Genomic DNA, 327 nt, shown 5'->3' on the forward strand with positions numbered 1-327 from the left:
CTCTCTGGGTTAAAATGACCCTGACAGAAATTAGTCCGACCAAATTCGCCACCCCATACTACCAGGGTATCCTCTAACATCCCCCGTTGTTTTAAGTCCAACACCAAGGCTGCCGAAGCCTGGTCTACATCCTTTGCCTGTCCAGCCATTTCATTGGGTAAATTACCATGCTGGTCCCAGCCCTGATGGTAGAGTTGTATAAATCGCACTCCATTCTCTGCCAATCTTCGTGCCTGCAAGGCATTGGCAGCGTAGGTACCAGGAACCTGACAATCTTCCCCGTACATTTTGATGATAGATTCCGGTTCTTTGGAAATATCCATCACG

At 48.3% G+C, this 327-nt stretch carries 1 protein-coding gene; it reads right to left on the reverse strand.

Features of this window, described 5'->3' with window-relative positions:
* Positions 1 to 327: DUF1501 domain-containing protein (locus tag F1E73_RS17510; protein ID WP_150452717.1), on the reverse strand; the 327-nt coding region annotated here is incomplete at both ends.

The sequence above is a fragment of the Arenibacter lacus genome (assembly GCF_008711145.1).
Classification (GTDB): Bacteria; Bacteroidota; Bacteroidia; order Flavobacteriales; family Flavobacteriaceae; genus Arenibacter; species Arenibacter amylolyticus.